Origin of the sequence: Oscillibacter sp. PEA192, from assembly GCF_003574015.1 — a bacterium.
Classification (GTDB): Bacteria; Bacillota; Clostridia; order Oscillospirales; family Oscillospiraceae; genus Oscillibacter; species Oscillibacter welbionis.
Window position 1 is genome coordinate 2675893 of record NZ_AP018532.1, and the last position, 21974, is coordinate 2697866.

Annotated in this window: 24 protein-coding genes and 1 pseudogene; 6 read left to right on the top strand and 19 right to left on the bottom strand. The window is 62.2% G+C overall.

The annotated features are described in order from the left end of the window. Nucleotides 1–81 precede the first annotated feature (81 nt). Nucleotides 82–1014: a TIGR03943 family putative permease subunit gene (locus tag DN611_RS13300; protein WP_025544065.1), complete on the top strand. Its 933-nt coding sequence runs from the start codon at nucleotides 82–84 to the stop codon at nucleotides 1012–1014. A 197-nt stretch (nucleotides 1015–1211) separates the two neighbouring features. Here DN611_RS13300 and DN611_RS13305 read toward each other — a convergent pair whose 3' ends face one another. Next, the gene (locus tag DN611_RS13305; protein WP_081692082.1) at nucleotides 1212–1379 is read right to left on the bottom strand and encodes a helix-turn-helix transcriptional regulator; all 168 of its coding nucleotides are present in this window, start codon (nucleotides 1377–1379) and stop codon (nucleotides 1212–1214) included. Nucleotides 1380–1492: 113 nt separating this feature from the next. On the opposite strand from DN611_RS13305, the gene DN611_RS13310 reads away from it, so the two are divergent. Next, entirely contained in the window at nucleotides 1493–3406 is a 1914-nt protein-coding gene (locus DN611_RS13310) for an LTA synthase family protein (RefSeq protein ID WP_249390827.1), read from the top strand. A gap of 691 nt (nucleotides 3407–4097) precedes the next feature. Here the strand turns inward: DN611_RS13310 and DN611_RS13320 are convergent. From DN611_RS13320 to DN611_RS13340, 5 genes are all read right to left on the bottom strand, one after another. Continuing rightward, nucleotides 4098–4625: a hypothetical protein gene (locus DN611_RS13320; RefSeq protein ID WP_025544063.1), complete on the bottom strand. Its 528-nt coding sequence runs from the start codon at nucleotides 4623–4625 to the stop codon at nucleotides 4098–4100. A 100-nt stretch (nucleotides 4626–4725) separates the two neighbouring features. Further along, on the bottom strand, nucleotides 4726–6558 hold the full coding sequence (uvrC, locus tag DN611_RS13325; RefSeq protein WP_119311594.1) for an excinuclease ABC subunit UvrC: 1833 nt from the start codon (nucleotides 6556–6558) through the stop codon (nucleotides 4726–4728). A gap of 77 nt (nucleotides 6559–6635) precedes the next feature. Beyond that, entirely contained in the window at nucleotides 6636–6899 is a 264-nt protein-coding gene (locus tag DN611_RS13330; protein WP_021748136.1) for an HPr family phosphocarrier protein, read from the bottom strand. Nucleotides 6900–7188: 289 nt separating this feature from the next. Further along, nucleotides 7189–7722 carry a rubrerythrin gene (rbr, locus tag DN611_RS13335; protein ID WP_021748137.1) on the bottom strand — a complete coding sequence of 178 codons (534 nt, stop codon included), beginning with the start codon at nucleotides 7720–7722 and terminating at the stop codon, nucleotides 7189–7191. 14 nt (nucleotides 7723–7736) lie between these two features. Further along, nucleotides 7737–8165, bottom strand: a complete 429-nt coding sequence (locus DN611_RS13340; RefSeq protein WP_025544061.1) for a Fur family transcriptional regulator — start codon at nucleotides 8163–8165, stop codon at nucleotides 7737–7739. Between the two features lie 200 nt (nucleotides 8166–8365). Between DN611_RS13340 and DN611_RS13345 the strand changes: the two genes are divergently transcribed. After that, nucleotides 8366–8779, top strand: coding sequence for an entericidin EcnA/B family protein (locus tag DN611_RS13345; RefSeq protein WP_021748139.1), 414 nt, complete (start codon nucleotides 8366–8368; stop codon nucleotides 8777–8779). A gap of 179 nt (nucleotides 8780–8958) precedes the next feature. Then, nucleotides 8959–9576: a DUF4230 domain-containing protein gene (locus tag DN611_RS13350; RefSeq protein ID WP_021748140.1), complete on the top strand. Its 618-nt coding sequence runs from the start codon at nucleotides 8959–8961 to the stop codon at nucleotides 9574–9576. Between the two features lie 33 nt (nucleotides 9577–9609). Here DN611_RS13350 and DN611_RS13355 read toward each other — a convergent pair whose 3' ends face one another. The 12 genes and pseudogenes from DN611_RS13355 to hisG form a co-directional block, all read right to left on the bottom strand. Next, on the bottom strand, nucleotides 9610–10260 hold the full coding sequence (locus DN611_RS13355; protein WP_021748141.1) for an HAD family hydrolase: 651 nt from the start codon (nucleotides 10258–10260) through the stop codon (nucleotides 9610–9612). 128 nt (nucleotides 10261–10388) lie between these two features. Beyond that, a complete protein-coding gene (locus DN611_RS13360; RefSeq protein WP_119311595.1) occupies nucleotides 10389–11222 on the bottom strand; it encodes a PHP domain-containing protein in 834 nt (277 codons plus the stop codon). Beyond that, on the bottom strand, nucleotides 11219–11854 hold the full coding sequence (gene hisIE / locus DN611_RS13365; RefSeq protein ID WP_119311596.1) for a bifunctional phosphoribosyl-AMP cyclohydrolase/phosphoribosyl-ATP diphosphatase HisIE: 636 nt from the start codon (nucleotides 11852–11854) through the stop codon (nucleotides 11219–11221). The genes DN611_RS13360 and hisIE overlap by 4 nt, the downstream gene beginning before the upstream one ends. Nucleotides 11855–11931: 77 nt before the next feature. Beyond that, a complete protein-coding gene (gene hisF, locus DN611_RS13370; RefSeq protein WP_119311597.1) occupies nucleotides 11932–12687 on the bottom strand; it encodes an imidazole glycerol phosphate synthase subunit HisF in 756 nt (251 codons plus the stop codon). Next, nucleotides 12681–13400 carry a 1-(5-phosphoribosyl)-5-[(5-phosphoribosylamino)methylideneamino]imidazole-4-carboxamide isomerase gene (gene hisA, locus DN611_RS13375; protein ID WP_021748145.1) on the bottom strand — a complete coding sequence of 240 codons (720 nt, stop codon included), beginning with the start codon at nucleotides 13398–13400 and terminating at the stop codon, nucleotides 12681–12683. Before hisA ends, hisF begins: the two co-directional genes overlap by 7 nt. Nucleotides 13401–13417: 17 nt before the next feature. Further along, nucleotides 13418–13600 carry a hypothetical protein gene (locus DN611_RS13380; RefSeq protein ID WP_119311598.1) on the bottom strand — a complete coding sequence of 61 codons (183 nt, stop codon included), beginning with the start codon at nucleotides 13598–13600 and terminating at the stop codon, nucleotides 13418–13420. Between the two features lie 20 nt (nucleotides 13601–13620). Further along, a complete protein-coding gene (locus DN611_RS13385; RefSeq protein WP_119311599.1) occupies nucleotides 13621–14091 on the bottom strand; it encodes a pyridoxamine 5'-phosphate oxidase family protein in 471 nt (156 codons plus the stop codon). Between the two features lie 20 nt (nucleotides 14092–14111). Then, nucleotides 14112–14723 (bottom strand): imidazole glycerol phosphate synthase subunit HisH, encoded by a 612-nt coding sequence (gene hisH, locus DN611_RS13390; RefSeq protein ID WP_119311600.1) that lies wholly within the window; start codon nucleotides 14721–14723, stop codon nucleotides 14112–14114. After that, nucleotides 14724–15311 (bottom strand): imidazoleglycerol-phosphate dehydratase HisB, encoded by a 588-nt coding sequence (gene hisB, locus DN611_RS13395; protein ID WP_119311601.1) that lies wholly within the window; start codon nucleotides 15309–15311, stop codon nucleotides 14724–14726. It abuts the gene before it with no gap. A 12-nt stretch (nucleotides 15312–15323) separates the two neighbouring features. Then, nucleotides 15324–16388 (bottom strand): histidinol-phosphate transaminase, encoded by a 1065-nt coding sequence (gene hisC / locus DN611_RS13400; RefSeq protein ID WP_021748150.1) that lies wholly within the window; start codon nucleotides 16386–16388, stop codon nucleotides 15324–15326. A 4-nt stretch (nucleotides 16389–16392) separates the two neighbouring features. Continuing rightward, nucleotides 16393–17678 (bottom strand): annotated as a pseudogene (gene hisD, locus DN611_RS13405) (histidinol dehydrogenase). After that, entirely contained in the window at nucleotides 17675–19252 is a 1578-nt protein-coding gene (gene hisG, locus DN611_RS13410) for an ATP phosphoribosyltransferase (protein ID WP_021748153.1), read from the bottom strand. The pseudogene hisD and the gene hisG overlap by 4 nt, the downstream one beginning before the upstream one ends. A gap of 310 nt (nucleotides 19253–19562) precedes the next feature. On the opposite strand from hisG, the gene DN611_RS13415 reads away from it, so the two are divergent. Beyond that, a complete protein-coding gene (locus tag DN611_RS13415; RefSeq protein ID WP_025544054.1) occupies nucleotides 19563–19799 on the top strand; it encodes a helix-turn-helix domain-containing protein in 237 nt (78 codons plus the stop codon). A 46-nt stretch (nucleotides 19800–19845) separates the two neighbouring features. On the opposite strand, the gene DN611_RS13420 is transcribed toward DN611_RS13415, so the two are convergent. Next, on the bottom strand, nucleotides 19846–21324 hold the full coding sequence (locus DN611_RS13420) for a MerR family transcriptional regulator (protein WP_051319954.1): 1479 nt from the start codon (nucleotides 21322–21324) through the stop codon (nucleotides 19846–19848). 188 nt (nucleotides 21325–21512) lie between these two features. Here DN611_RS13420 and DN611_RS13425 point away from each other — a divergent pair, with 188 nt between their 5' ends. Beyond that, a complete protein-coding gene (locus DN611_RS13425; RefSeq protein WP_021748157.1) occupies nucleotides 21513–21857 on the top strand; it encodes a cupin domain-containing protein in 345 nt (114 codons plus the stop codon). The last annotated feature ends 117 nt before the right edge of the window (nucleotides 21858–21974 follow it).

Below are 21974 nucleotides of genomic sequence, written 5' to 3' on the forward strand. Positions count from 1 at the left end.
ACTGTCAGAGTCGAAAGTCAGATTTCCTGCTGTCCGGGCGCCCGTTCCGCGTATTTTACCCGAAAGGAAATGCACATTATAATGGCAGACATTCCTGTTTATCTGGTGGCCGGCTTTCTGGATGCCGGCAAGACCAATTTCATCAACGGCATCCTGGAGGACGGCTTCGCCCGCCAGGATCCCACCCTGCTGCTCTGCTGCGAAGAGGGCGAGGAGGAGTACGAGAAAAACGCTTTGGACAACGTGACGGTCATCACCATTGAGGACGAGGAGGACCTGAAGTGCTCCTACCTGAAGGAGCTGGAGAAAGAGTACCACCCCAAACAGGTGCTGATCGAGTACAACGGCATGTGGCAGATGGAGCGGCTGTACCGGGAGGTTCTGCCCGCCAACTGGGTGCTGTACCAGATCATGACCTTCGTCTACGCCCCCACCTTTGAGATGTACGCCAAGAATATGGGCCAGCTGATGATGGAGAAAATCACCAACGCGGACATGCTGGTGTTCAACCGCTGTACGCCGGAGCTGCGGGACGCCCTGCGGAAGCGGAACCTTCGGATGGTGAACCGTCGGGCTGACATTTACCTGGAGATGGAGGACGGCACCAGCGAGGACTACCTCACCGGCGACGAGTGCCCCTTCGACCTGAGCCAGGACCTGATCGACGTGCCGGACGACGACTTCGGTGTGTGGTATGTGGACGTGATGGATCACCCGGACCGCTGGGCGGGCAAGATGGTCCACATGAAGCTTATCATGTGCCACTCCAAGAAGTACCCGGGCATCCACTGCCCCGGCCGCTTTGTCATGACCTGCTGTGAGAACGACATCCAGTTCATGGGTCTCATCGCCAAGGGCATGAACCTGAACCAGTACCAGAACCGGGACTGGGTGGAGGTCACCGGCCGGATGGCGGTGGAGAAGCACGCCGCTTACAAGGGCAAGGGGCCGGTGATGCATGTGATCTCCATCGGGCCCTGTGAGAAGCCCCAGCAAGAAGTCGTGACGTTCTAAGAGGGGAGCGGGCTCCCCTCCTAACCACCCTACCACCAGTCTGCGGACTGGTGTGTGCCCAAGGCGCACGGATCAACGTATTTTCGGCAGGCGCATGTCCTGCCGAAAATGGATCCGAATTTCTTCGAAATTCGATACGGGGTGTATAACCTTGCTGCAAAAATCCCCTCCGTTGTTGAACGGAGGGGATTTTTGTCTTATGCGAGACCAAGCGCCCAAGGATTCTCATCGGGCAGGCCCCGGCCCGTCTCCCAGCGGCTCACGGCCTTGTCCGTCACGTGGAGCCGTTCCGTCAGTTCCCCCTGGCTCCAGTTCTTCTCTTTTCGGCGCCGGGCGATCAGCCCGCCGGTGGCTTTTGCGTCCATGCCATCCGCTCCTTTTCCAGCCATATCATACCACAAAACTGTCTCAAAGGCACTCTACACTTCGCAGGAGCCTTGCTTTTTTCCGGAAAATCCTTATAATGGAGGTATTCTGTGTGTGTGGAAATCCAACCAGAAAGGACCGTCTGCTCTTGAAGCTCCATGACCATTTTCCCAAAGTCCGACTGCCCCTGTGGGCCACGCTTCTGGCCGCTGTGCTGCTGGCGGGCGCCATCACTCTGCTGGCGCTCTGGTGCCAGCCCAATGCCCTGCGGAGCGTCCTGGCCGTCTTCCGGGCGCAGCCGCTGCTGATTATCCTGAACTGCCTGCCGGTGGGGATGCTGCTGCTGGTGTTCACCTGCCTGCTCCGGAACGTGTTCTTCGCCGGGGCGCTGGCGAACTTCGCCGTCTGCGCCCTGTCTATCGCCAACCGCATCAAGATCGAGGTACGGGACGAGCCGGTGTTTCCCCGGGACTTTGCCCTGCTGAAAGAAGCGGGCAGCGCTGTGGGGACTTACGACATCCAGTTCCCGGTGCCGTCCATCGCCGCCGTCGTGGTGTTCTCGCTGGTGCTGGTGGCCCTGGGGCTTTTCGTAGGCAGCCGCCCCTTCCCCATCGCCCGGCTCCGCGGCTGGGTGGGAAGCCTGCTGGGGGCTGCCGCCAGCTTTGCCGTGCTGGCAGGACTGATCCTGACAGTCTATGCCTCCAATGATCTGTACAACTCCTTCCGGGTATCCAACGCCTACTATATTCCCTCCGTGTTCAACGAGCTGGGGTTCCCCTACTGCTTCTGCCACCAGTTCACCACCTACCCGGTGGACAAGCCTGAGGGCTTCAGTCGGTCGGAGGCGGCCGGCTGGGACCAGGGCGGCGACACCGGTCTGGGGAAGGATGTGAACGTCATTATGGTGATGGATGAGGCCTTCTCCGATATCACGGACAGCGACGCTTTCGCTTTCACAGCGGAGAACGACCCCCTGCCCAACCTCCACGCCCTGCGGGAGGATCCCCACGCCGTCGCCGGCCATATCGTGGTGCCCGGCTTCGCCGGCGGCACTGCCAACACGGAATTCGACGTGCTGACAGGCATGCAGACCAACGCGCTCGCTGCCGGAACGACCTCCTCCTTCCGGGTGGTAAACCGGAACCTGGACAGCCTCTTCCGGGTGTTTGGCGGCGATGGCTACCACACCTCCTTCTTCCACCCGGGGGACGACTGGTTTTACAACCGGGAGAACGTCTACCGCTGGTTCGGGGCGGAGGAGACCGTATTTGCTGACCAGATGGAGGCGCTTGCATACAAGGGCCGCTGGGTCACGGATGACTACATGGCGGGCCTGATTGAACAGGAATTCGCGGACACTGTGGCCGCTGGCGAGACGCTGTTCCACTACACAACCACCATTCAGAACCACATGTCCTACACCCTGGACAAGTACGGCGAGAGCTATGCCTATCCGGAGGTGCCGCTGAACACGGCGGTGTCCGACGAGGTGGAGACGCTGCTGAGAGTCTACACCGAAGGGGCTCGGGACGCGGACGCCATGCTGGGCCGCCTGGTGGACACCTTCTCCGCCGTGGAGGAGCCGGTGGTGCTGGTGTTCTTCGGAGACCATCTGCCCTATCTGGGCGACAACCAGCTGGCCTACGCGGAACTGGGCTTCACGGCCCGGCCGGAGTGGGACGCACTGACCTCCTACGAGACGCCCTATGTGATCTGGGCCAATGACGCCGCCGCGCAGGCCCTGGACTGGGAGGCCGCCGTAGCGTCCCTGGACCTGCCGGAGGATGGGCGGCTCTCCGCCAGCTTCCTGGGGGCCGCGGTGCTGGAGCTCACCGGGCGGACCGGGGAGAGCCCCTGGTTCGACTTTCTGAACCAGCTGCGCCGGGAGCTGCCTGTGGTGCAGAAGCAGGCGTATCAGCTGGCAGACGGCACAGTGACGGACCAGCTGACGGAGGAACAGGCGGCGAAGATCGCCAAATGGCGTCAGTGGAGCTACTACAAGCTGATGTATAAGGAGATCGACTGAAAACGGCCCCCGGTGGACAGTGTCCGCCGGGGGCCGTTCTTTTCTTGACAGGTCTGACTGCCCTTGATACAATGGAGAAAAGCCCCATCTTTTGAAAGGATGTGCGCCCCATGAAGTCCTGGTCTCAACGGGAACTGGCGCTGGCTGTGCTGGTGGTCTTTGCCGCACCGGCTATCCCCTATGTCACCTCCCGCTTGCTGGGGGATTTGTCGTCTCTTTTCCTTGGGACAGTTCCTCTCATAGGGACGCTCTTGTCTCTGTTCCTCTACGCTTGTATCTCTGCCCTGGTGACGGGGGGCCGTTTTTTCTCTGGGCCCGGAGAGGCCGCCGGATCTGGCCCTGGGTCTTGGCTCTGGCGGTCTGCCTGGGTCTATTCCGTCTTTTGTGTATAGACATAAATGCCACTAACAATCTGCTGGCACTTGTTACTGGCTATCACAACAATGAGTCCACCGCTTTCCACCTGCTCTACCTACGGGTATGCTACAGCGGAATGCTGTTTGGGGTGGCCTTGGCGGCCATTGTCGCCTGGTTCCTTCGCAAAATCAACTCCTGACAAGAAAGCCGCCCGGAGCCGTTGGCTCCGGGCGGTTCGGTGTGGAGCTCCCGCCCCTGATGGATCGGGACATTGGCCGGCCCATGGAAAGCTAGGCCGTGTGGAATTCCGGCCCGGAATCCCGTGCTCCTTTGCCTACATCCCCTCCAGCGGTTGCAGCTCCGTTCCTTCCGGGAAGGCCCCGGCATAGGAGACGCCTACCGCATCCAGCAGCTCCAGCCGCATCCGGCAGAAACTCCCGCCGCCGGTGATGCAGAACACGTTTTCCCCCTGCCGCAGCGTCACCGGCCAGTTGCTCCAGATGGCGCCGTATGCCTCCTCCGATGCCCCCTGCAGTTCCCAGGACTCCCCACCGGCCAGACACACCGTCACCGGCTGGTCCTGGGAGGCATAGGTGCAGTTCACCGTGGTCGTGCAATCCTCCTCCACGGCGACATAGAGAAACGCCGCCGGTTCCTGCCGGGTGGTCAGGGAGAATTCTGCCGTGATCGGATCATCGGCAACCGTCAGGGTTTCAAACTGCGGCCCTGCCGGGGTCTCGGCGGTCTCTTTCCGTTCTGTCTCTGGAAACGCCGACAGATCCTCCGGAATATCTTCCAGGCGGCCGCAAGCCGCCATGAGAAAGCAGCAGATCAGGATCAAAACACAGTGTTCCTTCTTCATGAAAATACCAGTCCTTTCCTCACGCTCTGTTTATCAAACGAAATGGCTGCATCCTTTTCCTCATCTCCCGCAAAAAAGCCAGCGGCTGTGCCGCTGGCTTTCAGACGTTCTCGTTTTTCGGGTGAAAATGCTCCCACACCGCCTGGGCGGCGGCCCGGGGCACCACGGCGGCAAGGGTCTCCACATCCGCCTCCCGGATGGCCTTGATGGTGCCGAAGTGTTTCCGCAGCTCCGCCCGCCGCTTCTCGCCCACACCGGGGATACCGTCCAGGGCGGAGCGGGTGGCGCTTTTGCTGTGGCTCTCGTGGTGGTAGGTGATGGCAAAGCGGTGGGTCTCCTCCTGGATCTGGCCGATGAGGGAGAACACCGCCTGCTGGATGACGATGCCGATCTCCCGGCCCTCCGGCGTCACCAGGGCCCGGGTTCGGTGGCGGTCGTCCTTCACCATGCCGAAGATGGGCACATCCACGCCGAATTCCCAGGCCACCGTCTGCGCTGCCCGGGCGTGGGTCTCGCCGCCGTCGATCAGAAACACGTCCGGCAGGGGCAGAAACTTCTCGTCCCCATCCGCTGCCCGCTGGAGCCGTCGGCGCAGCACCTCCTGCATGGAGGCGTAGTCATCCGGATGTCCCTCCAAAGACTGGATGCGGAAACGGCGGTAAGCGGACTTCAGCGGCCGGGTGCCGCTGTATACCACCATAGAGGCCACGATGTCGCTCTTTCCCGTGTTGGAGATGTCGAAGGACTCCATCCGCTTCGGAGGCTCCGGCAGATTCAGCATCTTCCCCAGCAGCTCCAGGGTGTAGGCAGTCCGCTCCTCCACGGTGGTGGCTCGCTCTGTCTCCTCCTGGGCGTTCCGCTGGGCCATGGCCCGCAGCTCCGCCTTCTCTCCCCGCTGGGGCACGTGGACCCATACCTTGTGGCCCGCCCGCTTCGTCAGAACCTCCGACAGCTCTTCGCAGTCCTCCGTCTCCATGGGCAGCAGGATCTCGTGGGGCAGGATGGCCCGGGGAAGGTAGTACTGGGCCGTCAGGGCGGAGAGCATCTCGGCCTCCGACTCCTCGTTGGGGGCGGAGAACAGCTCCGTCTCCCGGCCGGCCAGATTTCCCTCCTCCATGTGGAGAATGGCGTAACAGCTCTTGCCGGATCCCCGGTACAGTCCCCAGATGTCCGTATCGGCACAGAGGCCCGCGATCACCGTCTGCTTTTTGCTGAGGGCACCGATGGCGTTAATCCGGTCCCGGAGCAGCGCCGCCTGCTCGAAGTGGAGGGCCTCCGCCTCCGCCTCCATCTCGGCGGTCATGTCCCGGAGCAGCTGCTTGCTCCTCCCCTCCAGCAGCTGCACCGCCTGCTCGATCCGGCGGTTATACGCTTCTGCTGTCATCTCCGGCCGGCAGAATCCGTCGCACCGGCCCATGTGGAAGTTCAGACAGGGGCGCTCTGCCCCGATATCCCGTGGGAATTTCCGGCTACAGGTAGGCAACCGCAGGGCCACACACACCGCGTCCAGGGCCTGGCGGGTCTCGAACCGACCGCCGAAGGGCCCAAAGTACCGGGCGGAGTCATTGGCCATCTTGTTCACCAGGGAGAAGCGGGGGTATGCCTCTTTGGACAGGCGGACGAAGGGGTACCCCTTGTCGTCCTTCAGCAGGATGTTGTAGCGGGGCATGTGCCGCTTGATAAGGGAGTTCTCCAGCACCAGGGCCTCGAACTCGCTGGTGACGAAGATGGTGTCGAAGCGGTCCACCTGAGACACCATGTTCCGCGTCTTGGCGGTGTGGGAGGCGCTGTCCTGGAAATACTGGCTCACCCGGTTTTTCAGCTTCTTGGCCTTGCCCACGTAGATGACCCTGCCTGTTTTGTCCATCATCAGATAGACGCCCGGCGCCAGTGGCAGGTCGTTGGCCTTCTCCCGCAGCTCTTCCTTTGTCACGCCCGCCGCCTCCTCGCATAAAAGATACACGGCCTTGCGCGCCGCAGGGCCGTGTCGTACTTCCTGTATCGAATGTGTTATTCGCCGAAGTTGTCCTTGACCAGTTCCACCAACGCCTCGACAGCCTCTTTCTCATCGGCGCCGTCGGCGATCAACGTAATGGTGGTGCCCTTCACGATGCCCAGGGACAGAACGCCCAGCAGGCTCTTGGCATTGACGCGGCGATCCTCCTTTTCAACCCAGATGCCGCTCTTGAACTCATTTGCTTTCTGGATAAAGAACGTGGCCGGTCTTGCGTGCAGACCTACCTCATTATTTACGGTGATCTCCTGTGTATACATGATCCAGCTCTCCTTTTCTATACCAAGTCAACCAAGTCTGTTCCAACAGCTCCACATGATAACCGATGATTTTTCTGATAACATCATACCCGGTTTTACACAGACAGTCAACGGCGTTTTTCACAAACATTTTAAAATTTCCAGGAAACCGTACACAGTCTTTTCGTCTTTTAGCCTATCTTTCACAATTTTCCGGCAGTTACCCCCTCTTTTTTATCTATTTCTACAAGGGCGGCTGGAGACGCAGACAGGGGACCTCCCAAAAGGAGGTCCCCTGTGGACAGTGGGATCAATAGTTCTCGGCCTTCACCTGGAAGTAGGCCTGGGGGTGCTTGCACACCGGGCACACCGCCGGCGCGCTCTCGGCGATCTCCACATGGCCGCAGTTGCGGCAGAACCACATGACCTTCTCGCCCTTCTTGAAGACCTCGCCCTTCTTCAGGTTGTCCAGCAGCTTTAAGTACCTCTCCTCGTGGGTCTTCTCGATCTTGGCCACGCCCTCGAACTGGGCGGCCAGCGCCAGGAAGCCCTCCTCCTCGGCGGTCTTCGCCATCTCGGCGTACATCTTGGTCCATTCCTCGTTCTCGCCTGCAGCGGCAGCCACCAGGTTCTCCTCAGTGCTGCCGATGCCGTCCAGGGCCTTGAACCACAGCTTGGCGTGCTCCTTCTCATTCAGAGCGGTTTCCTGGAAGATGGCCGCGATCTGCTCGTAGCCCTCTTTCTTGGCCTTGCTGGCAAAATAGTCGTACTTGTTCCGGGCCTGGGACTCCCCGGCGAACGCGATCCACAGATTGGCTTCCGTCTTGCTGCCCTTCAGTTCCATGTGTCTGACTCCTTTCAAATTTTACAATTGTCTCTTTTTTCCTCTGGTCTATACTCATGCCGGCCGTCCTGTCCCGCACAGCGCGGGCAGTGTCCGGTGAATATCAGGGTGTGGCCCGTGACCACGCAGCCCCGGGCCGCAGCCAGACGGTCCAGCCTCTCGTCATAGGGCACAGTCTCCAGATCCAGCACAGCCCCGCAGGCGCGGCAGCGGAAATGGGTATGGGGCCGAGTCACCGCGTCAAAGCGGGTCACAGGGCCGTCCAGCTCTGTCAACCGCCCCTCCCGGGCCATCTGCTGGAGATTGCGGTACACGGTCCCCAGGCTCAGCCGGGGCATCTCCGGCTTCAGCTGCTGATAGACCATCTCCGCCGTGGGATGGGCGCGGCTCTCCAGCACAGTCTGGTAGATCCGCTCCCGCTGCTGGGAAAAACGCTGCGGCATAGGCTTTCTTCCTTAAATAGTAATAATTACTATTATTTATATATCATATCCTGCTGGAAAATGCAAGCACTTTTTCAAAATTCGGACAACATTCGACTGTCCGGCGCTGGCGGAAACTTCCGCTGCTAAATCCAGACGCCACGGAGACAATAACACCTGGGTATCGCGAAACAAACGCCCGCGCAAAGGGAGGTCAACCCATGAAAAGACAGTTTACGCTCTTGCTGGCCTCTGTCCTGGTGGTGTTTGCCCTGACCGCCTGCGGCGGCAACGACAAAGACACCAACCAAGATAACAACGGCCAAAACACGGTCGGAGAGGATATCCAGAACGCTGGCGAAGACATCATGGATGCCGGCGAGGACATCCTGGACCCCGACAACAACAATAGCAACAAGGACAACGGGACCGGCGATCACAAGAACGACCAGAACACCACCGACAGAGGTGACAGTGCCCTCACCGGCGGCGACACCACCGTGGAGGATGCCGTCACCAAGCAGAACAGCCGTCCCGGCGTATCCTACGGACAAATGCTGCGCAATGCCCGGGTCCACGATTCCGACGGGCTTCTGACGGACCACGAAAATGCCGCCAGCGGCCGCACAGCATAAAAACGGACAGAGAAGCGTTTTGCCTGCTTGAACAGGAAGACGGCGCGCAGAAAACACACAGGGCCGCGGCAACAGCTGCGGCCCTGTCTTTTTCCGAAAGGGCTTGGGAAGGTCCTTGCCTTTTCCAGGGAACATGGTACAATAAGGCAAAGCATACATTTTGTGGAAAAGGAGCCGCTATGAGCACTGTGAAAGAACCCCTCCACCCCCTGAGGACAGCCCGGTACCTGTGGCTGGGCATCCTTCTCTGCGCCCTGGTGGGCGGCGCCTGCTTTCTGGGCGGGCGGTGGTCCGCCGGCCGGTCTGAGACAGCGAAAATAGACACGGTCGTCCTGCAGAATCAGCTGTCGGAGATCCGGGAGCTGGCCACGGTCACCTACGCCTACACCAACATGGCCCAGTTCGAGAGCAGCAACGACTTCTACGGGGTGAAAATCCCCTTCACCACCAAGTCCTTCATCCTTACCTACGACGGCACCGTCAAGGCCGGGGTGGACCTGGACGGGGCGGAGGTGTCCGTCAGCGGCACCACGGTCACCATCACACTGCCGGAGGCGGAGATCCTCTCCCACGAGATCGATGAGGACAGCATGGAGGTGTTCGACGAGAAGACCTCCATCTTCAATCCCTTCACAGTGGAGGATTTCACCTCCTTCCAGTCGGATCAGAAGGCAGCCATGGAGGAAAAGGCCCTGTCCCGCGGGCTTCTGGCGGAGGCTCGCGCCAAAGCCGTCTCCAGCGTAGAGCAGCTGTTTGCCGCCGCACTGCCGGACACATACACCGTCACGGTCCAATAAAAAACAGAGGCGGAGCCGCGGCTCCGCCTCTTCTCATGCCAGGATATAGTCCCCCAGGGCCTCCGGCGTGTCCGCCAGATGGTCCGCCCCGGCGTCCTCCAGCTCCTGCCGGCTCCGAAATCCCCAGGTGACGCCGCAGGCCGTCAGGCCGCCGTTGTGGGCCGTTTGCATATCCACGCCGCTGTCTCCCACAAACAACGTCTCCTCCGGGCGCACTGCCAGGTCGGCCAGCAGAGCGTGGATGCCCGCCGGGTCCGGCTTCACCGGCACTCCCTTGACTTGGCCCCGCACCAGATGGAAGACACCGGGAAAGTAGTGTTCCACGATCTCCCGGCAAAAGCCGTCCGCCTTGTTGGAGTAAACCGCCAGGGTCACTCCCCGTCTCCCCAGCCGCTCCAGCAGTGCCGGGATGCCGTCATAGGGCCGTGTCTCGTCCATGTTGTGGGCGCCGTAATAGGCGGAAAACTGGGCGAGAGTATTGGCCAGCAGCAGGGGACTGCGGCTCTTCTCCGGAGAAAACCGCCGCACCAGATTGGGGATTCCATGGCCCACCATGGTCTTGAACTCCTCTGCGGAGTACTCCGGCCAGCCGTTCCGGCGGCAGACCCAGTTTCCGGCATTGGTCAGGTCCTGAATCGTGTCCAGCAGGGTGCCGTCCAGGTCAAAGATCACTGTATGATACATGGCCCGTCTCCTTTGTTCTTCGGTAAGATTGTTTTTATTTTATCAATTTCTCCGCACCGCTACAACTGGCATTCAAACCGAAAGGCGCGGTTTTCACCGCGCCTTTTTTATGAAAGTTTCCCGTCATTTCACAGGGGGCAGGGCTTCCAACCCCTCCCGGTCAGCAGAACACATTCCCGGAAACCCGCCGCTCTTGCCAGCTCCGCCGCCTGGCCGTAGCCGTACACGACCGTTTCCGGGCTGTGGGCGTCGGCGGTGAGGATGATCTGTCCTCCCATGCCCCGCCACTCCCGCAGAAGGAACACCGCCGGATAGGGCGTGTGCCGGTATCCCCGGGAGATGGCGCCGGTGTTGACCTCCAGCAGCGTGGCATCCGGGTCCGTGTGGTGCAGGGCCTCCAGCGCCGCCGTGCGGCAGCGGGGATCGTCCTCGTCAAACAGGGCATTTCCCCGATTCAGCTTGGTCACCAGGTCAATGTGGCCCAGAATGGCGGGTCTTCGGTCCGCCATGGCGGCTACATCCCGGTAGTAGCCCTCTGTCAGGGCCAGCATATCGCCGCCGAACATCTGGTCCCGGCAGGCGATCAGCCGCTCCCGGTCCCAGTCTATGCCATGGTACTTCCCGGTCTTCGGGTCATAGAGGTTGTGGACGGAGCCGATCCAGTAGTCCGCCCAGTCCGGAACCGGCTGTGCGGACCGGCTGTCCTGCTCGATGCCCAGCAGGACCTCCATCCGGCCGGCGTATTCCTCCCGGAGGCGTAGCACCTGCTCCCGGTATTCCGCCGGATCGGTTGGCAGGACGTTGCCCGCGTCGTGGGGGATCTCCGTGTGGCTGTGGCCGGAGGCGCCGAAGAAGCGGACCCCTGCCGCATACGCGGCCGCAGCCATCTCCGCCAGGGTTCCCTTCCCGTCGCAGAGGACGGAGTGGGTGTGGACGGAGCAGCATTCCGGTGTCAGTCTCATTGCATCCGCTCCTGCTTCACCTTGTGGTCGATGACATGGCGCTTCTCCAGCTCCGCCGTCACGTCCTCCAGGGTGATGCCCATCTGGACCATCAGCACCATCACGTGATAGGTCAGGTCGGCGATCTCGTAGATGGTCTCCTCCCTGTCCTCCTTGCGGCCGCCGATGATGACCTCGGTGCACTCCTCGCCCACCTTCTTCAGGATCTTGTCCAAGCCCTTTTCAAAGAGATAGGTGGTGTAGCTGCCCTCCTTGGGATCGGTCTTCCGCCCCTGGATCAGACGGTACAGGCCCTCATAGCTGAAAGCCTTCAGCTCCTCGGAGAGGTAGACCGGCCGGAAGAAGCAGCTCTCCGCGCCGGTGTGGCAGGCGGGGCCGTCCTTCACCACCTCCACCACCAGGGCGTCCTTGTCACAGTCCGCGGTGATGGACACCACATGCTGGACGTTGCTGGAGGTCTCCCCTTTGCGCCAGAGCTGCTGGCGGCTGCGGGAGAAGAAGCAGGTCCGGCCCTCGTCAATGGTGATGGCCAGGCTCTCTGCGTTCATGTAGGCCAGGGTCAGGACCTCCTTGGTGTAGTGGTCCTGGACGATGGCGGGGATCAGGCCGTTTGCGTCAAATTTCAAATCCATGGTGCTGTCTCCTTTTCTTGGGTATGCCGCCCGTGGGCGGCTGGGACTCCGCTTCCCGTCCGGGACCGGGCGTTCTGTCAGATCCGCATCTCCACGCCTTGCGCCCGCAGATAGCGCTTCAGCTCCTTGATATCCACCTGCCGGGTGTGGAAGATGGACGCCGCCAGCCCCGCATCGATGCCGGGGTGGGTGAAGAGCTGGGCAAAGTCCTCCATTTTCCCGGCGCCGCCGCTGGCGATGATGGGCACGCTCACCCGTGATGCCAGAGCGTCCAGCATCTCCAGGTCAAAGCCCTGCTTGACGCCGTCGGTGTCGATGGAGTTCAACACGATCTCCCCGGCGCCGTCGGCCACGCCCCGGGCGGCCCACTCCATAGCGTCGATGCCGGTGTCCTCCCGGCCGCCCTTGGCGAAGAGGCGGAACTGCCCGTCCACCCGCTTCACGTCCATACTGAGCACCACGCACTGGTCGCCGTACTTCTTGGCTGCCGCGCCGATGATGGCGGGGTCCGCGATGGCGCCGGAGTTGACGCTCACCTTGTCGGCGCCGCATTTCAAGACCCGGTCAAAGTCCTCCAGCGTCCGGATGCCGCCCCCTACCGTCAGGGGAATGAAAATCTCGCCCGCAACCCGCCGCAGGATGTCCGTAAACAGGTTCCGGCCCTCCGCAGAGGCGGTGATGTCATAGAATACCAGCTCGTCCGCCCCGGATTCGTTGTAGAACCGGGCCATCTCCACCGGGTCTGCCATATCCCGCAGACCCTCAAAGTTGGTCCCCTTCACCACCCGGCCGTCCTTCACGTCCAGGCAGGGGATGATCCGCCTAGCTAACATGCGCCCACCTCCCGGATGACCGTTTTTAAATCCAGACGGCCCGTGTACAGGGCCTTGCCCAGAATGGCGGCTTTGGTCCCGATCTTCCGGAGCTCCCGCAGCTCCTCCAGACTGCTGACGCCGCCGGAGGCGGTGATGTCCAGGCCCTCAATTTTTGCCAGCTCCCGGTAGAGCGCCAGATTGGTGCCCTGTTCCGCCCCATCCCGGCTGATGTCCGTATAGATGACGGTCTGGACGCCCGCGTCCCGGAGGCGGCGGCAAAAGTCCACGCCCTTTTCCGCAGACAGCTCCTTCCAGCCGCTGACGGCCACGTAGCCGTCCCGGGCGTCCACCCCCACGGCGATCCGGTCGCCGTATGTTTGGGCCATCCGCTCCGTGAAGTCGAAATCCTTCACCGCGATGGTGCCCAGGATGCACCGGCCCACACCCAGATCCAGGTACCGGCGGATGCGGTCCTCGTCCCGGATCCCGCCGCCCACCTCGATGTAGAGGCCACCCTGTCCGGCAATGGCGGCGATGGTGTCAAAGTTGGCCAGGGTGCCGTCCTTGGCGCCGTCCAGGTCCACCACATGGAGGTATCCGGCACCGGCGGCGATGAAGTCCCGGGCCACGGCGCAGGGGTCCTGGGCGTAGACCGTCTCTTTGTCATAGTCTCCCTGATACAGGCGGACCACCTGTCCGCCCCGCAGGTCAATGGCGGGAAAAATCTGCATAGACCACGTCTCCTCTGTCAATCTTTGTTCTTGTTGTCCAGAAGCACCAGCACCAGACCGATGATCCCACAGAGCAGACTGGCCCAGCCCCAAAAGTCGCGTGGCGGATTGATAATCGGAATCCAAGGATCCCAAATCCCTACCAATCCCAGCAGAATGCCGAACAGAATCCAGGCAAAACCCAGCCAGATCCGCCTCATGCCGTCTCCTCCCAATCTAATTATAGGTGCTCCTTGCAGGAGAGCTCCTCCGCATCCAGCCGCAGGACGCACACGGCGTCCACCGCCGCGTCCGGAAAGGTCCAGTCCCCGCAGCAGGTAGCCTGGCGCATGATAGCCGCCAGACCCCGCCGCTTCTCTTCCGCCGTCTCCACCACACGGATGGGACCCTCGCCGATGACGCTTTGAAACGCGGCGGTGTAGCCGCAGGCCGCCTCCGCCCCCTGAAGCCGGTAGCCGGTGTCCAGCTCGAACCCGGCCCAGCCGTTTCGGCGGACCAGGTCCACCTTCCGCCCCTCCGCGGCGCCGTGGAAGTAAAAGACATGGCGGCCGCCCTCCACCGTGTGGCCGAAGTTCACCGGCACCACGTAGACGCCTCTGCCGTCCTGAAGGCCCAGGCGGCAGACTTCACATGCGTCGATAACCGCCCGGACCTTCTCCGGAGCCGTGACGGCCCTGTCCTGTCGTCTCATAGGTCTCATGGCATCCTCCCTCACAGTTCTGCAAAGGCCCGCAGCAGCCGCAGTCCCGTGCCCCCGGATTTCTCCGGGTGGAACTGGGTGCCGTAGACGTTTCCCCGGCGCACCACACCGGTGACATCCACATTGCCGTACCGAGACGCGGCCAGAGTGCCGGCGGCGCAGTCCCGGGCATAGAAGCTGTGGACGTAATACACATACTCTCCGTCCCGGACGTGGCGGAACAGGGGGTCATCTTTCAAAATCTGCAAGCTGTTCCAGCCCATGTGGGGGACCTTCAGCGTCTTGTCCGTCAGGTCCCGGCGGAGGTCCACTACTTGGCCGGGCACCAGCCCCAGGCCGGGGTGCTCCCCGTACTCAAAGCTCTTGTCAAACAGCAGCTGCATCCCCAGGCAGATGCCCAGGAGAGGCTTCTTCTCCGCCTCCTCCTGAATCACCGGCACCAAGCCGGTGGCATCCAGCTTGGCGCGGGCGTCCCCAAAGGCGCCCACGCCGGGCAGGATGATCCGGTCTGCCGCCCGGAGGCGGCCGGCGTCGCCGGTGACCTCCGCCTCCAGGTCCAGGGCCCTCAGGCTGGAGAGCAGGGAGAACAAGTTCCCCACGCCGTAGTCTACAATTGCAATCATTTACAGCACACCCTTCGTGCTGGGAATTTCATCCCGGTGTTTTTCGTCCGGGGCCACAGCCATCTTCAAGGCCCGGCCCGCGCCCTTGAACACGGCCTCCAGAATGTGGTGGGTGTTCTCCCCGGCCATCTGCCGGATGTGGAGGGACATGGGGCACGCCCGGACGAAGGCCAGGAAGAACTCCTTGCCCAGCTCCGTATCGAAGTCCCCCACCCTTTGGGCGGGCAGATCCACGGACCAGCCCAAATAGTCCCGGCCGGAAAGGTCGCAGGCCACCAGCACCAGCGTCTCGTCCATGGGCAGGAGGAACTGGCCGTAACGGGTGATGCCCCGCTTGTCCCCCAGGGCCTCCGCAAAGGCCCGGCCCAGGCAGATGCCGATGTCCTCCACGCTGTGGTGGCCGTCCACCTGGGTGTCCCCCTGGCAGCGGACGATCAGGTCAAAATCCCCATGCCGGGCGAACAGCTCCAGCATGTGGTCCAGGAACCCCACGCCGGTGGCGATGTCCGCCTTCCCAGTGCCGTCCAGGTTTAAAGAGAGCTGGATCCGGGTCTCCCGGGTGTCCCGCCTGATATCAGCAGTGCGCATCTCTCCGCCTCCTTACAGCTCTTCCAGGATGGCCGTCAGCTCCTCCACCAGGGTCTCCATCTGCTCCATGGATCCGATGGTAATGCGGATATAGTCCCGGATCCGGTCCGCGTCGAACCAGCGGACCAGGACGCCGTTCTCCTTCAGCTTCCGGTACAGGGTCTCGCCGGGAAGCTGGCTGTGGCGGGCAAAGACGAAGTTGGCCTGGGAGGGCAGGACAGTGAAGCCCAAATTCTCCAGCTCTCCCACGGTCCAGGCCCGGGTCTGCCGGATGGCAGCGGTGCAGGCGGCGAAGTACGCCTCGTCCGCCACAGCGGCGGCCCCTGCCGCGATGGACAGCCGGTTTACATTGTAGGGATGGAAGCTGTATTTCACCCGGTTCAGGTCCGCGATCAACTCCGGGCTGCCCAATGCGTAGCCCACCCGACCGCCGGCCAGGGACCGGCTCTTGGACATGGTCTGGGTCACCAGCAGGTTGTCATAACGGTAGATCATGGGCACGCAGCTCTCGGCGCCGAAGTCCACATACGCCTCGTCCACGATCACCACCCGGTCTGGGTTCGCCTCCAGCAGCCGCTGGATGTCGTTCCGGGGCACGGCAATACCGGTGGGGGCATTGGGGTTGGCGATGACGATGGTGCCGGGGAAATCCATGTAGTCGTCCACATGTAAGGTGAAGTCCTCCCGCAGGGGGATTATCTTCACATCCAGATCGAACAGGGCAGCCTGGGACTTATAGAACCCATAGGTAACATCCGCAAAGGCCACGGGTTGCCCCGCTCCGCAGAAGGCCCGGAAGGCAAAGGCCAGCACCTCGTCAGAGCCGTTGCCCGCCAGCACGTTCTTGGCTTTCAGCTCATAGCGCCTGGCGATGGCCTCCGTCAGCGCGGCACAGGTGGGGTCGGAGTACAGGTTCAGTTTCAGGATCTCCGCCCGGTTGATGGCCTTGAGAACCTTGGGCGACGGGGGGAAGGGGCTCTCATTGGTGTTCAGCTTTACATACTGCTGATCCTGGGGCTGCTCGCCGGGGGTGTAGGGGGCAAGGCGCTCCGCCTCCTGGGAAATCCAGCGGCTCATGGGATCACTCTCCTTTCTCTTCCGTGCGGGACAGGGCAGACCGGGCGTGGCCGTGGAGGCCCTCCCGCTCTGCAAAGTCCGCGATCCGGGGGGCGGCGTCTGCCAGCGCCTCCCGGGTGTAGTAGATGAACTGGGTCTTCTTCACAAAGTCGTCTACGCTGAGGGGACTGGAAAACCGGGCCGTACCGCTGGTGGGCAGGGTGTGGTTGGGACCCGCGAAATAGTCCCCCAGCGCCTCTGGCGTGTGGCGGCCCAGAAAAACGCTGCCGGCGTTTTTGACCAGGGGCAGCAGGGCAAAGGGATCGTCCACGCACAACTCCAGATGCTCCGGAGCGATGCGGTTGGCGGCCTCCACTGCCGCGGCCAGGTCCTTTGTCACCAGGATCTTACCGTTGGCCTCCAAGGACTTTTGAGCGATATCTCGCCGGGGCAGGTCCGTCAGCTGGCGCTCCACCTCGTTTTGGACGGCCTCCGCCAGGGGGCGGCTGTCCGTCACCAGCACGGCGGCGGCGTGGGCGTCGTGCTCCGCCTGGCTCAACAGGTCCGCCGCCACCCAGGCGGGGTCGCTCTTCCCGTCCGCCACCACCAGGATCTCACTGGGGCCGGCGATCATGTCGATGTCCACCTGTCCGAACACCTTCCGCTTGGCGGCAGCCACAAAGACGCCGCCGGGACCCACGATCTTGTCCACCTGGGGGACTGTCTCCGTGCCGTAGGCCAGGGCCGCCACCGCCTGGGCGCCGCCGATCTTGAACACCCGGTCCGCCCCGGCGATTTTTACCGCTGCCAGAGCTTCTGCAGAGATGGCGCCGTTTTGGTTCGGCGGCGTCACCACCGCGATCTCTTTTACCCCGGCGATCCTGGCAGGGATGACGTTCATCAAAATGGTGGAGGGAAAAGCCACCGGGCTGCCGGGTACGCAGATGCCCACCCGCTCGACAGGCGTGTATCGCTGGCCCAGCACCACGCCGGGCCGGTCCGTCAGGCAGAAGTCCCGGTGGACCTGTGCCTCATGGAAGTGCCGGATATTGTCCGCCGCCTGCCGCAGCGTCTCCCGGAAATTCCCGTCCACACAGTCCCAGGCGGCGCGCAGCTCCTCCGCCGTCACCTCAAACCGCTCCAGATCTGCGCCGTCGAACCGGCGGGTGTATTCCCGCAGGGCCTCATCCCCCCGGGTGCGGACGTCCGCCAGAATGGCGGCCACCGCCGCATCCACATCCTCCTCCGCCTGGGGGGGCGGTCAAAGAGGGGCAGGTCCTCCAGGCGGTCCGCCTCATAGATGGGAATCATGCCTCCGTCACCTCCTTCAGCCTGCCCAGAAGCGCCTCGATCTCCTGGTGCTTGAACTGGTAGCTGGCCCGGTTGGCGATGAAGCGGGCCGAGATGGGCATGAACTCCGTCAGCACCTTCAGATCGTTCTCCCGCAGGGTGGTGCCCGTCTCCACGATGTCCACAATCACATCAGAGAGGCCCAGGATGGGGGCCAGCTCAATGGAGCCGTTCAGCTGGATGATGTCGATGTCTCGGCCCTGGGCGGCGTAGTACCGCTTGGCGATATTCCCGAATTTGGTGGCCACCCGCAGGGCCCGGCTCTGGTCCTCGGTAAAGTCTTTCGGCCCGGCCACGCACATGCGGCACCTGCCCAAGCCCGTGTCCAGCAGCTCATACACATCCGCGCCGGACTCGGCCAGGATGTCCTTGCCTACGATGCCGATGTCCGCCGCGCCGTGCTCCACGTAGATGGCCACGTCGCTGGGCTTCACCAAGAAGTAGCGGATGCCCGCCTTTCGGTTCTCCACCACCAGCTTCCGGGTGTCGGCGTAGTTTTCCGGGCAGCCGTAGCCCACGCCCGCCAGCAGGTCGTAAACCTTGTCTCCCAGGCGGCCCTTGGGCAGGGCCACGTTCAGCATCACCAGGCCAGCCGGCTCCGCCGCCGCGTCGGACAGCCGGTCCAGCTCGTCTAAGTACAGCGCAAAGCCGATGGCCCGGGCGCCGGGGCGGAACTGCTCCGCCAGGGGGTCATACTGCCCGCCCCGGAGCACTGCCCGGGGCGCTCCCGCCAGATATCCCTGGAGCACCAAGCCGTTGTAATACTCCATATCGTTCACCAGGGAGAAGTCCAGCTTCCAGTGGTCCGTCTGCCCCTGGTCCTCCAGCGCCCGACACAGGCCCCGCAGCTCTTCCAGCGCCGCCCCCATGGCGGCGTTCAGGGCCAGCACCTCCGCGGCAGCAAGAACCTCCTGCCAGGGCCCTGCCAGAGTCCCCAGGCGGCAGAGTGCGTCCGTCCCCTGGCGGGAGAGGCCCGCGGCCTCAGCGGCTTTGCGCAGCTCATGGACGTTTTTGTCCCGGATGCAGGTGAGGAGCCTGGGCCGCACAGCCTCCTGGGCGCCCACCGCGTCAAAGAGGCCGGTGACGAAGCCCATGTGGCTGATCTCCAGCACGAAGTCCCGCCCGGTCAGGGCCAGGCTCCGCAGGGCCAGGGACACCACCTGGGCCGCAGCGGCATCATCCACGGCACCGATGCACTCCAGGCCCATCTGACTGATCTCCCGGAAGGTATGGCTCTCCTGGCTGGGGCGGTAGACGTTTTCCTGATAGTAGTACCGGCCGCAGCCGCCGGGCCCCACCTGGGCATTCTTGGCGATGGAGAGGGTCACGTCCGGCTTCAGCGCCAGCAGCCGCCCGTCCAGGTCCGTAAAGGTGATGACCTGCTCGCTGGAAAGAAAACGGCGGTTCTCCTGATAGAGACCGTATTCCTCGAACCGACCCATGTGGTATTTGCGGAAGCCCTCCTGTTCATACAGCAGCCGCAGCTGCAGCGATGCCCGCTCCTGGGGCCGCAGGACGTTCAGATCCAGTTCCATGGGGACTCTCCTCCCGGCGGACTATCAGCCCGCGTTGATTTCAGCATTTATTTTACTTTATTTTATTAGCAAAGTAAAGCGGTAATTCGGTAGTAAGAAAAATTCTATGCTTTTAACAAATTCAACTTCGCACAAAACAGAAGTTAACGTGATTTTACACCCAGGATGGTGTTTTTGCAATCTCCCTTTCCCCTGTTCCCGCCCTGACATTTCCAGCCCTAAAAATGAAATTTTCTTCATAGATAGAGGATTTCCGACAAATGCTCCTTTTATCATTTAAAGAAAACCCATGATTCTATGGAGTATGGCAATGAAAAGAAGTACCCCTCTGACCCGCAACATCGGCGCGAAAGTGAAATACTACCGGAAGCTCCGCGGCCTTTCCCAGAAGCAGCTGGCCGCCCAGCTGCAGACCAACGGCTGCGATATCACGGAGACCATGCTGGGCCACATCGAGACGGGCTACCGCTCCACTTCCATTTTTGAGATCGACAAGCTGGCCGAGGCGTTGAAAGTGGACTACAACGCCCTGTTTGCCCAGGATTAACGGCACGGTACGGAGAGATCTCCGCGCCGTGCCGTTTTGCTTCCGGTCATCCGTTGTCCAGGGCCACGGTGTAGGTGAAGGAGAGGCGGTTGCCCTCCTCCACCGGCTGCCAGCCCATGCCTTGGAAGTAACAAAAGCCTGTCTGCTCCACCTCTGCCGTGATGATTACCCCCGGCTGATGAAGGGTGAAGCCCCGCTCCCAGTCCGCCTCCTCCTGCTCCCGCAGCTGGGCCTGCCGGGAGAGAGACCAGAAAGGCGCCTCCCTGCGCCCCCAGACCAGGGCCGTCACGATTTGGGGCACATAGCTGTCAGGTGTTTCCACCCACATAGCTGTGGTATTTTGGAAGGTTCCGGACATGGTGACCGCTGTGACATGGCCGTCCTCCACCGTGTAGTGGAACGCCTTGGCATCGTCCCAGGGGTTCACATCCATCAGGTCTTCCAGGGAGATGATCTGGCTGCCATCCTCCGGCTTTTCCTGCCACTGGCCGTCTTCATCCAGATAGGCCCTGCCGCCAAAGTCCAGATATTCCGCCTGGCGGTTGTAGTTCTCCGCGAACTCCGCCACAGTCAGATCCCCTCTGTTGGGCGGCAGCTGGGACCAGCTGTTGACAGCCTCTCCCACTATCAGCACCAGGAGTACCGTCAGGATCAGCGATGCGGCGTATCGGAGCCGGAAGGGCTTTGCGGTGTAGGCCACCCCGTCGTCCCAGGGCTGGGGCTCCTCTTTCCAGCACCGCCAAGCAGATCGGAGGATCATCACAAGAGACAGTATGGGGATATAAAAGCCCAATCCCATCCATAGCATCATGAGATAGCGGGTCACGCCCTCGCTGTATGGGAGGTTTTTTCCATCCATTCCAGCCAGCCGCATCCCCAACAGGGCCTTGCCCGGCGTGGTGCCCCAGAGATGCAGGGACAGAGGTTCCAAAACACCCAGCAGGACCACCCCCGCGAAACTGATAGCCAGTGCGGCCCGAGTCGGGTTATACCCCAGCAGGCATAGTCCCGCCACCAGCAGCATCCGCACCAGCATCTCATCGAACATTCGGGCGAACAGCCGCCGGGAGGCGCTGCACACCGTAGGCAGCCGGTCCGTCTCCGGCAGGGCCGAAGCAGATGCCTTCTCCCACCAGGGGCCGCCCTCCCCCGGCAGGGCCGGGGCGTCCAGGTCCGCCAGGTACCTCCCCGGGTCCAGGCCGGTGAATGTGGTGCCGGTCCGCCGCAGGTCGCCGCAGACCCGCTCCACCCGGCCCAGGGCGGCCTGTTCGCCGCCCACCTCCGCCAGTCGCCGGTCCAGCACGGCAGAAAGTTCCGCCCTGCCGTCCCGCAAGGCCCGAAGCGCCTCGATGGTTACCCCCAGCCGCCGCAGCAGCTTGATCTTCTCCAGGGTCCGCAGGTCCTCCTCGCTGTAATCCCGGTAGCCGTTACCGGACCGGGCGGGGGCCAGCAGCCCCTCCGCCTCGTAGTAGCGGATATTGGCCCGGGGCACGCCGGACCGGGCCTCCATCTCCTTGCTGGTCAATGATACCGCCTCCTTTGGCCTCAGGATAAAGTATCAAGGGACTTGACAGTCAAGCCTTTTTCGCAAAAAAGCCGCCCGCCGCCGGAGATTTCCCGGCTGGACATTCCCCTTTGCCTCTGCTATGATGGTATCATCTTCGCCGGGGCTCTGCAAGACCACCGGCAGATCAATAAAAAGGAGAGACTGCCATGTTCACCCCATCCGACAAGTGCCCCCGTCGGGATGCCTGCGTCCAGAACGGCAAGGGCCTCATCCACATGAAGGACCTGACGGACAAGGAGGGCCTCTATAACCACGGCCGCCTGTTCGCCCACGTCACCGTGGACCCAGGCTGCTCCATCGGCGACCACCCCCACGACCATGAGACCGAGTTTTACTACATCATCAAGGGCGAGGGCGTGTTCAACGACAATGGCAAGGAGATCGTGGTCCGCCCCGGCGACATCTGCGCCACCGGCTACGGCGAGGTCCACGGCCTGGAGAACCGGGGCACGGAACCCGTGGAGCTGATTGCTTTAATCGTGGGAGAATAAAACCGGATCCAAGCGGCCCCAGGGGCCGCTTTTTCCTGCCCTGAAAAAAACTTTCCCCTCCCTGAAAGTTTTTTCCCCGCCGGATCGTATCCTGGGTGAGAGCGCTCCAAAGGAGTT